This is a genomic window from Streptomyces sp. FH025, from assembly GCF_017427025.1.
Lineage (GTDB): Bacteria > Actinomycetota > Actinomycetes > Streptomycetales > Streptomycetaceae > Kitasatospora.
The window spans coordinates 1-9,943 of the sequence record NZ_JAFLNG010000252.1 but is presented as its reverse complement, the minus strand read 5'-3'; the positions used below and the strand labels follow the sequence as shown (position 1 = coordinate 9,943).

Below are 9,943 nucleotides of genomic sequence, written 5' to 3'. Positions count from 1 at the left end.
ACCGGCGCGAAGGCCTCCATCACCGGCTCCAGGACGGTGATGTACGAGAAGCCGTAGCGCTCCCGCTGGGCGCGCAGTTGGTCGGCCATCTGGCGGGCCGTGCCGAGGAGGAGGATCGGCAGGTCGAGTGCCTCGTCCTCGGTGAGGTGCGGGAAGTCGGGCAGGTGGCGCTGGACGGCGGCGCGGCGGTCGCCGGTGGCCTCCACGATGTGGATCAGGAGGTTCAGCTCGGCCGGTTCGGCGCGGTCGGCGGCGAACCGCCGGTAGGTGGCCACGCGTTCGTCCAGCTGTGCGGCCGTGAGCACGGTCGGCTTGGCGTCCGGGCCGGTGCGGATGGCGGTGAACGCGGCGATCTCGGCGTGCCGGGCGGTCAGCCGCAGGACGCGGTCGCCGTTGCCGCCGATCAGCAGCGGCGGTCGGGGGCGCTGCAAGGGCTGCGGGACGAACTCGTCCGAGCCGTACAGCCGGTCCAGCTCCTCGATGGTGCGCTGGAGGTGGTCCACCCGCTCGCCGGGCTTGCCGAAGGGCAGGCCCGCAGCGTCGTGTTCCGCCTGCACGTAGCCGGTGCCGAGCCCCAGTTCGAGGCGGCCGCCGGTGAGTTGGTCGGTGGTGGCGACCTCGCGGGCGAGCAGGGTCGGGTTCCAGAAGGCGGAGTTGAGGACGAAGGTGCCGAGCCGGGGCCGCTCGGTGGCCTCGGCCGCCGCGACCAGGGCGGGGAAGGGTGCGGGCATGCCCAGGTGGTCGGGGACCTTGATCACGTCGTAGCCGAGCGCCTCCGCCGTACGGCACTTCTCCTGCCACTGGCTGCGCTCCGCCGGGGCCAGCAGGTTGACGCCGAACCGGAATGGGCGGGCCATGAACTCTCCTTGCAGGTAAGTGGAAGGGTGGCATCCGTTTCCAATGGTCGGGCACCGTGCACCAGTTCATCACTCGATGTCGATCACCGCCAGCGCGGCGGGGGCGGTGTGAACGTCCGGCGGGCATCGGCGGGGGTTGCGGAAAAGGCGAGGCTCGAACAGGTGTCGGGGGTGATGATGGGGGTGTGCACCTCACCTCGGAGACCGGGTCGGACGGCGTCGTGCAGCGGCGGTTCGTCGTCGACGGAGTTCCCGGCGTGCTGTGGCTGCCGGCGTCGTCCGAGCCGTCGGAGCCGTCGGAGCCGTCGGACGGACCGGAGCGATCGGAGCCCGGCGGGCGGCCCCTGGTGCTGCTCGGGCACGGCGGCGGGCAGCACAAGACGGCGCCGGGGGTGGTGGAGCGGGCGCGCAGATGCGTGACACGGTACGGCTACGCGGCGGTGGCGCTCGACGCACCCGGGCACGGGGAGCGGAATCGCAGCGCCCAGGACGAGCGGTTCGCCACCGAGATCGGGGAGTTGCTGGCGGCCGGGCGGCCGATCAGCGCGTGGGTGGCGCGGCACACGGCGGCGCTCGCGGAGCGGGCCGTGCCCGAGTGGCGGGCGGTGCTGGACGCGCTGGGGGCGATCGGGGAGGGCCTCGGGCCGGTCGGGTACTGGGGGCTGTCGCTGGGGAGCGTGGTCGGGATTCCGCTGGCAGCGGCCGAACCGCGGATCACCGCGGCGGTGTTCGGGCTGACCGGGCTGACCGGGCAGACGTCGCCGACGGAGGCGGCCGGGCGGGTCGGAGTCCCGCTGCGCTTCCTCCTCCAGTGGGACGACGAACTGGTGCCGCGCGAGGCGGCGTTGGCACTGTTCGGCGCGCTCGGCTCCCGGGAGAAGACGCTGCACGCCAACCCCGGCGGGCACGAGGCGGTGCCGGACTTCGAGCTGGCGTCCTCGGAGCGATTCCTCTGCCGGCGCCTGCGGCCGGGGGCCGGAGCCTGAGCCCGTAGCTCGGTCCCCGGCGGAGGCCGTTCCGTAGCACGTCCGCGGCCGTTTCCCGGTGGCGCGCGCCCCTTTCCCGGTGCCAGCACATTTCCACCACACCGCACCCTCGCTTCACAGCGTTTCCACAAATGTGGGTGTCCGTATTGCCGGAACAGCGCGAGTTTGTGTCGGATTCCTTGGTGCGGTCATATTCCGGCGCTTGTCGGCGGCGAGTAAAACTTCGCAAAGGATTGCCCTCTTCGGTCATGTGTCCGGGTCTCTGATTCAACAGAATGTTGCAGCTCAGGGGCGTGATGGTGACTCTCGGTCGATTTGGGGTAACGCAACGCTCCTATCCCGGTCGGCAATCCGCAGGAGTACGGTTCCCAACGAATCGCCGAACGGGCTCCCGAGTAATCTCCCGAGCCCTCTCGGCCGTACCGGGAAATTGGTGCGAAGTATGGCTCGACAAAAGGGGGAAGGGGCTTCCGCAGAAGCCCCCGAGGGGCCTTCCGGGGCTACCCGTCCGATATCCGTCACGTTAGTCGTGGAAGTCCTGCGCGGCGTCGCCCAGGTCGATTTCATGCCGTCCGCCGTGTGCGGGCTCTTCTTCGTCACCGCACTGTTCGCCGCCGGCTGGCAGTACGGCCTCTACGGTCTGCTCGGCAGCGCCGTCTCCACCGCCGTCGCGTACGGCCTCGGGCTCGGGCGGGACACCGTCCGGGCCGGGCTGACCGGGTACAACGGGTGCCTGGTGGCGCTCGGTTGCGCGGTCTTCCTCGGGCCCGGGCACCCGGCCACCGTGGTGGTCGCCGTGCTCGGCGCCGCCGTCGCCGTGGTGGTCACGGCAGGCCTCGGGGCGCTGCTGGAGGGCCGGGGGATCCCCGCGCTGACCGCGCCGTTCTGCCTGGTCGCCACCGCCGTCACGGCCGCGGCGCCAGGGCTGCGGAACCTGTGGCACCAGGACGCCGGCCCGGCCGCGCTGCCCGTACCGGCCACCGGGGCGACCGGGCTGAGCTGGGAACAGCTCTGGCACGGGTTCCTCGCCAACATCGGCCAGGTCTTCTTCATGCCGCAGTGGTACGTCGGTCTGCTGTTCCTGGCCGGACTGTTCGTCGCCAGCCGGCTCGCCGGGCTGATGGCCTGCGTCGGCAGCGCGACCGCGCTGCTCACCGCCTGGGCCTTCGGCGCGCCCGCCGAGGCCGTCGGACAGGGGCTGCTCGGGTACAGCGGGGTGCTGGTGGCGCTGGCGCTGTGTGGAGTGTTCGTCGCCCCCGGCGGCTGGAGCGCGGCCTACGCCGTGCTCGGCGCGGCCGCCGCCACCGTGCTGACCCCGGCGCTCGGCGCGCTCTCCGCGCCGTTCGGCGGCCATGCCTTCACCTGGCCGTTCGTCCTGACGACGATGCTGTTCCTGGCGGCGGTACCGGCGATTCCCCGACTGCGCCGGATCTGATCCCGGCCGGTTCCACGGTCGGTTCCACGATCGATTCGGCAGCCGGTTCGGCGGCCGGTTCCGCAGCGGGCTCGGGCAGGCGTTTCCCGTCCAACTCCCTTGCATTTCATCGGATTCTCGGAAAGGAAGAGTGATTCCCGTGAATCTCTCCCCGCGTGAGATGGACAAGCTCTACATCTACGTCGTGGCCGATCTGGCCCGCAAACGCCGCGACCGCGGCGTCAAGCTCAACTACAGCGAGGCCTGCGCACTGATCAGCGAGGCCATCATGGAGGGCGCCCGGGACGGCCGCACCGTCGCCGAGTGCATGGAGATCGGCAAGCAGGTCGTCAGCGGCGCGGACGTCATGCCCGGCGTGCGCGAGATGCTGCCGCTGCTCCAGGTCGAGGCCGCCTTCGTGGACGGCACCAAGCTGGTCTCCTGTCACGACCCGGTGGGTGCCTGAACCATGGCACCCGCCACGCCCGCGACGGTCGTCCTGGCCGGCGGGCACGAGAGCGACGGCGGCCGCGACCTGGCCGCCCTGGTGGACCGCGAGCCCACCGTGCACGCCGTGGCCGCCGCCGGCCGACCGCTCGCCGAAGCCGTACGGTCCGCACTGGCCGCCGGCGACGCCCCGGTGTGCGTCGTCCCGATGACCCTCGGCCGCGACCCCGGGCTCGTCGCCGACACCGCCCGCGCCCTGCGCTGGCTCGCCGCCGGCGAAGGCCGGGGCCGGCTCGCCCTGACCGCGCCCTTCGGCGCCGCCGAGCACCTGATCGGCTGGCTGCGGGCCGCGGCGGCGAGCAGCGAACAGGGCGCGGTGCTGGTCACCGCCCCGGCGGCTGGGCCGTTCGAGGACGCCGAACTGTTCCGGATCGCCCGGCTGGTCCGCCAGTACGGCCGGCACCGCTGGGTCGAGGTGGCCCTCGCGGGCGGCGACCCGGACCTGGCCGAGGGCGCCGAACGCTGCCGGCTGCTCGGCGCGGCGGAGGTGACGGCCGTACCGGCCTCCTTCGGCCCGGCGCTGCGCACCGCCCTGCCCGGCGTCCGGGACGGCGGGCCGCTGCTGCGGCCGTCCGCGATCGCCGGGGTGGTCGCGGCCCGGACGGCGGCGGCGCTGCACCTGCTCGGCCACGGCGAGGACGGCATCCTGGCCGGCCTCGACGCCGAGCACGGGCACGGCTACGCGCACAGCCACGGGCCGGGCGGCGACCACGGCCACGGGCCTGGCGACCACGGCCATTCACACGTGCACCCGCACACCCACGCGCACACCCCCCACGCACAGACCCCCCACGCACACACCCCCCACTGAACCGGCAGAGAGGAAGGCCAGCCATGTCTGGTGGCGCCGCATACCTGTACGGCGACGACCCGGTGGAGATCAACGCCGGCCGCGCCAAGGCCACCATCACGGTCAGCAACACGGGCGACCGAGCGATCCAGGTCGGTTCCCACTACCACTTCTTCGAGGCCAACCGCGCCCTCGACTTCGACCGCAACGCCGCCTTCGGCAAGCACCTCGACATCCCGGCCGGCACCGCCGTCCGCTTCGAGCCCGGCGACACCAAGGACGTCACGCTCGCCCAGTTCGGCGGCCACCGCCGCCTGATCGGCTTCGCCAACCTCGTGGACGGCGGCACCACCGCCCGCGACACCCGCGCCCGCGCCATCGACCGGGCGATCGCCCTCGGCTTCAAGGGCACCAACCTCGACCACAAGGAAGACGAGTCCCGCACGGGGTTCCGGAACGAAGGCGACCGCTGATGGCCATCCTCTCCCGCAAGCAGTACACCGACCTCTTCGGCCCCACCGTCGGCGACCGCTTCCACCTCGCCGACACCAACCTCGTCGTCGAGGTCGAGAAGGACTTCAACCAGGGCCACTACGGCGACGAGGCCGTGTACGGCGGCGGCAAGGCCATCCGCGACGGCATGGCCCAGGACCCGGCCGCCACCTCCGTCCAGGGCGCGCTCGACCTGGTCATCACCAACGTCGTCGTCATGGACCCGGTGCTCGGCGTCGTCAAGGGCGACATCGGCGTCAAGGACGGCTTCATCACCGCCGTCGGCAAGGCGGGCAACCCGCACACCCAGAGCGGCGTGCACCCCAGGCTGGTGATCGGTCCCGGCACCGAGGTCATCTCCGGCGAGCACCTGATCGCCACCGCCGGCGGCATCGACACCCACATCCACTTCATCGCCCCGCAGCAGGTGCAGGAGGCGCTGAGCAACGGCATCACCACCCTGATCGGCGGCGGCACCGGCCCGTCCGACGGCACCAACGGCACCACCTGCACCCCCGGCCCGTGGAACATCCACCGGATGTACCAGGCGGTCGAGGACCTCCCGGTCAACGTCGGCCTGCTCGGCAAGGGCAACGGCTCGCTGCCCGGCGCGCTGCGCGAGCAGGTCGAGGCCGGCGTGTGCGGCCTCAAGGTGCACGAGGACTGGGGCAGCACCCCGGCCGCGATCGACACCGCGCTCGGCGTCGCCGACGACTACGACGTGCAGGTGGCCATCCACACCGACACCCTCAACGAGGGCGGCTTCTTCGAGGACACCCTCTCCGCGATCGACGGCCGCACCATCCACACCTTCCACACCGAGGGCGCGGGCGGCGGCCACGCCCCCGACATCATGCGGATCGCCGGCGAGCCCAACGTGCTGCCGTCCTCCACCAACCCGACCCTGCCCTACACCGTCAACTCGGTGGACGAGCTGCTGGACATGGTGATGGTCTGCCACCACCTCAGCCACGACATCCCCGAGGACGTCTCCTTCGCCGACTCCCGGGTCCGCGCCGAGACCATCGCCGCCGAGACCGTGCTGCACGACGAGGGCGTCATCTCGATCTTCTCCTCCGACTCGCAGGCCATGGGCCGGATCGGCGAGTCCTTCACCCGCGCCTTCCAGACCGCCCACCACTGCAAGGAGCAGCGCGGCAAGCTGGCCGGCGACACCGAGCGCAACGACAACTTCCGCGTCCTGCGCTACCTCGCCAAGCTCACCATCAACCCGGCCGTCGCCTCCGGCACCGCCGAGCACATCGGCTCCCTGGAGCCCGGCAAGCTGGCCGACATCGTCCTCTGGCCGATCAACTCCTTCGCCGCCAAGCCCAAGATGGTCATCAAGGGCGGCGTCATCAACTGGGCCCTGATGGGGGACCCGAACGCCTCGCTGCCCACCCCGCAGCCGGTCTACTACCGCCCGATGTACGGCGCGTACGGGCGGGCCAGGCAGGCCACCCGGGTGTCCTTCATGTCGCAGGCGGCCGTCGACCTCGGCGTCCCGGCCCGACTCGGCCTGGAGAGCCGGGTGCTGCCGGTGCGGCACTGCCGGTCCGTCGGCAAGCAGCACATGGTGCGCAACGACGCGCTGCCGAAGATCGCGGTCGACCCGGAGACGTACAAGGTCACCCTGGACGGCGAACCGGCCACCATCGAGCCCGCCCGCGAACTGCCGCTCAACCACCTGTTCTACCTCGCGTGAGCGCCGCCGCGCCGGACGGGACGGCCGGGCTGGACGGGACGGCCGGGCTGGACGCCCTGCTGGTCAGCCTCCAGCTGACCGACTCCGCCTTCCCCAGCGGCTTCTACACCCTCTCGCACGGCCTGGAGGGCTACGCCCAGGCCAAGGCCGTCACCCCGGACACCCTGCCCGAGCTGCTCGCCGACCTGCTGCGGCACGGCGTCGGACCGTCCGACGCCACGGCGCTGGCCCTGGCCCACCGGGCCGCCACCGAGGACGACCGGGAGCTGCTCGCCGAGACCGACCAGCGGCTGCACGCCACCAAGCTCAACCGCGAGCTACGACTGGCATCCACCCGGACCGGGCGCCAACTCCTGGACATCGCCCGGGAGTCGGTGGGAGGCGAGCCGCTGGAACGGTACGCCGAACTGGTCGCCGCCAAGCGCGCCCCCGGCTGCCAGGCGGTGGTCGCCGGGGTGGCCTACGCCTCGGCCGCCGTACCGGTCGAACAGGCCGTCGCGAGCGACCTGTTCGCCTTCTGCACCAGCTTCGTCGGTGCCGCGCTGCGGCTGCGGCTGACCGACCACCGGCGGGCGCAGGTGGTACTGCGGGCGGCCGCCCCGGTGATCCGGGAGGTGGTATCGGCCGCGCTGGTGCGGGAGTTGGCGGACCTGGGCGGCTGCGTGCCGATCGCGGACGCGATGTCCGGGCGGCACGAGCGGGCCGAGGCGCGGCTGTTCGCGAGCTGAACACATCTACCGAGCAAGGAGAACAGCATGACCGAGAACGTGCTCCGCGTGGGCATCGGCGGCCCGGTCGGCTCCGGCAAGACGGCGCTGATCGAGGCCCTCGTCCCGGTGCTGATCGCGCGCGGCCACCGCCCGGCGGTCATCACCAACGACATCTACACCCAGGAGGACGCCCAGCACGTGCGCCGCACCCTCGCCGGGGTGCTCGACCCCGAGCGGGTCGTCGGCGTGGAGACCGGCGCCTGCCCGCACACCGCCGTCCGGGACGACCCGACGATGAACCTGGCCGCCGGGGCCGAGATCCTGGAACGCTTCCCCGACGTCGACACCCTGCTGTACGAGTCCGGCGGCGACAACCTCACCCTGACCTTCAGCCCGGTGCTGGTCGACCTCTTCCTGTTCGTCCTCGACACCGCCGAGGGCGAGAAGATGCCCCGCAAGCGCGGCCCGGGCATCACCGAGTCGGACCTGCTGGTCATCAACAAGATCGACATCGCCCAGTACGTCCGCGCCGACCTCGGGATCATGGAGTCCGACGCCCACCGGGTCCGCGAGGGCGGGCCGGTGGTGCTCACCAACTGCCTGACGGGGGAGGGGCTGGAGGAGATCGCGACCTTCCTGGAGACCTTCCGGAAGGTCCCGGCGTGACCGTGCCCGCCCCGGGGATGGTGCCCCGGCTCGACCCCCGCCACTACGAGCCGGCCCGCGTCCCGTACGAGGTCCGCCGGCACGCCGGGACGCCCGACACCCTCGGGGTCGGGCGCCCCGGCAAGGTCGGACTGCTGGAGCTCGCCTTCGAACGGATCGGCGCACGAACCGAACTCACCGGCCACTACCAGAAGTCGCCGTTGCAGATCATGCGCCCGCTCTACTTCGACCCGGCCCGCCCCGACCTCGCCGTCACCCTGCTGATGTCCACCGGCGGCGGCATCCTCCAGGCCGACCGGCTGCGGACGGACGTGCGCTGCGGGGCCGACACGGCCGTCCACCTCACCACCCAGGCGGCCACCAAGGTCTACCGGATGGAGCACGACTACGCGACCCAACTCCTCAACCTGGAGGCCGGACCGGGCGCCTACGTCGAGTACCTGCCCGAGCCGGTGATCCCCTTCGTCGACTCGCGCCTCTACCAGCGCACCGTGCTCACCGTCGACCCGGACGCGACCGTGCTGGCCGGGGAGACCGTCCTCGCCGGACGCCTCGCCCGGGGCGAGCGCAACGCCTACCGGGTGTTCGCCTCCGACCTCGAAGTGCGGCGCCCCGGAGGCGAGTTGGTGGCGCTCGACACCGTCCGACTGGAGCCCTCGGGTAGTGGCGTCGCCGGACCGGCCGTCCTCGGCGGACACGACGTGATGTCCAGCCTCTACGTCCTCAGCCCGCTCGCCCCGGCCGCCCGGATCGCCGACACCCTCCACGAGGCACTCGCCGACCGCGGGCTGCTGTACGGGGTCAGCGTGCTGCCCCAGGACAGCGGCGCCTGGCTGCGCCTGCTCACCTCCGACACCCGTGCGGCCGCCGCCGCCCTCCGCGCCGCCTGGGACGCCGTGCGGCGCCTGCTGATCGGCGCCCCGGCGCCGGACCTGCGGAAGACGTAGGCGGGGCGGGGGCTCCTGCCGGGCACTCCTGTCGGGGCTCCTGCCGGGCACCCCTGTCGGTGGCTCCTGCCGGGGCTCCTGCCGGGGCTCCTCGCCGGGGAGCGAACGGCGAGCGGGCGCCGGGGAGTGCACCGGGCACGCCGGGGGCGTTCGCGCCAACCTGCCGGGACACCATCGGCGCTGTTCAGCGGCGGTGCCGGCGGCGCGTCCGGCGGCGGCGCGCCGGGGCGCCGGTGGCCGGTTACCGGCGGGGTGGTCGTGCGTGTGCCGAGGAAGCCCTGCTACATCCGATGGACGGGCTCGCGGCGCACCGGGTGCCGCGCCCGGCTCGGGAGGCGCAGTGGCGAATCAGGACGGCCGGGTCTTCGTGCGCGGGTACTGGCGGCGCAGGCCGGCGCCCGGCGGCGGTGCCAAGGGCGGCAGCTGGCTGATCGCCGGGGTGGCCGCGGCGTTCTGGCTCTGGGGGCACTTCGTCGGGTTCTCCGACACCCCGCCCGCCGCACCGCCGCCGCCCGCACCGGCTCCGACGGCGTTCGGCGCCCCCTGATCGCGCGTCGCTCCCACGGGGGTTCAGGCCGGGCCCGTCGGAGGGGTCCAGCGTGCGACGAACCTCCGCTGCCAGGGCGTCTCCACCGCGTGCGGGCTGTAGTGCTCCCGCACGTACGCGACCGCCCGCGCCGCCGGGACGCCGTCCAGCACCGCGATGCAGGCGAGCGCGGTGCCCGTACGGCCCCGGCCGCCCGCGCAGGCGAGCTCGACGCGCTCGTCCGCGCAGCGCTCCCAGGCCTCGCGGAAGGCGTCGGCCGCGTCGGCGCGGTCGGTGGGCAGCCGGAAGTCGGGCCAGCGCACCCAGCGCCGCTCCCACCCGA

Annotated in this window: 11 protein-coding genes and 1 pseudogene; 10 read left to right on the top strand and 2 right to left on the bottom strand. The window is 73.0% G+C overall.

Going from position 1 to position 9,943, the window contains the following annotated elements; genetic code table 11:
* Positions 1–857, bottom strand: an 857-nt coding sequence (locus tag J0670_RS18970) for an LLM class F420-dependent oxidoreductase (RefSeq protein ID WP_207812808.1), incomplete at its 3' end; no start/stop codon positions are given.
* A 185-nt stretch (positions 858–1,042) separates the two neighbouring features.
* Between J0670_RS18970 and J0670_RS18965 the strand changes: the two genes are divergently transcribed.
* From J0670_RS18965 to J0670_RS18920, 10 genes are all read left to right on the top strand, one after another.
* A complete protein-coding gene (locus J0670_RS18965) occupies positions 1,043–1,843 on the top strand; it encodes an alpha/beta hydrolase (protein WP_207812807.1) in 801 nt (266 codons plus the stop codon).
* A gap of 529 nt (positions 1,844–2,372) precedes the next feature.
* A complete protein-coding gene (locus tag J0670_RS18960; RefSeq protein ID WP_307806582.1) occupies positions 2,373–3,278 on the top strand; it encodes an urea transporter in 906 nt (301 codons plus the stop codon).
* Between the two features lie 139 nt (positions 3,279–3,417).
* A complete protein-coding gene (locus J0670_RS18955) occupies positions 3,418–3,723 on the top strand; it encodes an urease subunit gamma (protein WP_196951463.1) in 306 nt (101 codons plus the stop codon).
* A 3-nt stretch (positions 3,724–3,726) separates the two neighbouring features.
* Positions 3,727–4,575: a sirohydrochlorin chelatase gene (locus J0670_RS18950; RefSeq protein ID WP_207812805.1), complete on the top strand. Its 849-nt coding sequence runs from the start codon at positions 3,727–3,729 to the stop codon at positions 4,573–4,575.
* 23 nt (positions 4,576–4,598) lie between these two features.
* Positions 4,599–5,027: an urease subunit beta gene (locus J0670_RS18945; RefSeq protein ID WP_207812804.1), complete on the top strand. Its 429-nt coding sequence runs from the start codon at positions 4,599–4,601 to the stop codon at positions 5,025–5,027.
* Positions 5,027–6,751: an urease subunit alpha gene (gene ureC, locus J0670_RS18940; protein WP_207812803.1), complete on the top strand. Its 1,725-nt coding sequence runs from the start codon at positions 5,027–5,029 to the stop codon at positions 6,749–6,751. The genes J0670_RS18945 and ureC overlap by 1 nt, the downstream gene beginning before the upstream one ends.
* Positions 6,748–7,479 carry an urease accessory protein UreF gene (locus J0670_RS18935; protein ID WP_207812802.1) on the top strand — a complete coding sequence of 244 codons (732 nt, stop codon included), beginning with the start codon at positions 6,748–6,750 and terminating at the stop codon, positions 7,477–7,479. Before ureC ends, J0670_RS18935 begins: the two co-directional genes overlap by 4 nt.
* Positions 7,480–7,506: 27 nt before the next feature.
* Positions 7,507–8,127, top strand: coding sequence for an urease accessory protein UreG (gene ureG / locus J0670_RS18930; RefSeq protein WP_207812801.1), 621 nt, complete (start codon positions 7,507–7,509; stop codon positions 8,125–8,127).
* Between the two features lie 17 nt (positions 8,128–8,144).
* A complete protein-coding gene (locus J0670_RS18925; RefSeq protein WP_207812809.1) occupies positions 8,145–9,074 on the top strand; it encodes an urease accessory protein UreD in 930 nt (309 codons plus the stop codon).
* A gap of 340 nt (positions 9,075–9,414) precedes the next feature.
* On the top strand, positions 9,415–9,621 hold the full coding sequence (locus tag J0670_RS18920) for a hypothetical protein (protein WP_207812800.1): 207 nt from the start codon (positions 9,415–9,417) through the stop codon (positions 9,619–9,621).
* Positions 9,622–9,644: 23 nt separating this feature from the next.
* Here the strand turns inward: J0670_RS18920 and J0670_RS18915 are convergent.
* A pseudogene (locus J0670_RS18915) lies at positions 9,645–9,943 on the bottom strand (protein phosphatase); the annotation flags it as partial.

Bases quoted from the DNA above. Each gene is read 5' to 3' on its own strand.
- J0670_RS18950 (WP_207812805.1), top strand. From the start codon at position 3,727: ATGGCACCCGCCACGCCCGCGACGGTCGTCCTGGCCGGCGGGCACGAG.
- J0670_RS18945 (WP_207812804.1), top strand. From the start codon at position 4,599: ATGTCTGGTGGCGCCGCATACCTGTACGGCGACGACCCGGTGGAGATC.
- ureG (WP_207812801.1), top strand. From the start codon at position 7,507: ATGACCGAGAACGTGCTCCGCGTGGGCATCGGCGGCCCGGTCGGCTCC.
- ureC (WP_207812803.1), top strand. From the start codon at position 5,027: ATGGCCATCCTCTCCCGCAAGCAGTACACCGACCTCTTCGGCCCCACC.
- J0670_RS18925 (WP_207812809.1), top strand. From the start codon at position 8,145: ATGGTGCCCCGGCTCGACCCCCGCCACTACGAGCCGGCCCGCGTCCCG.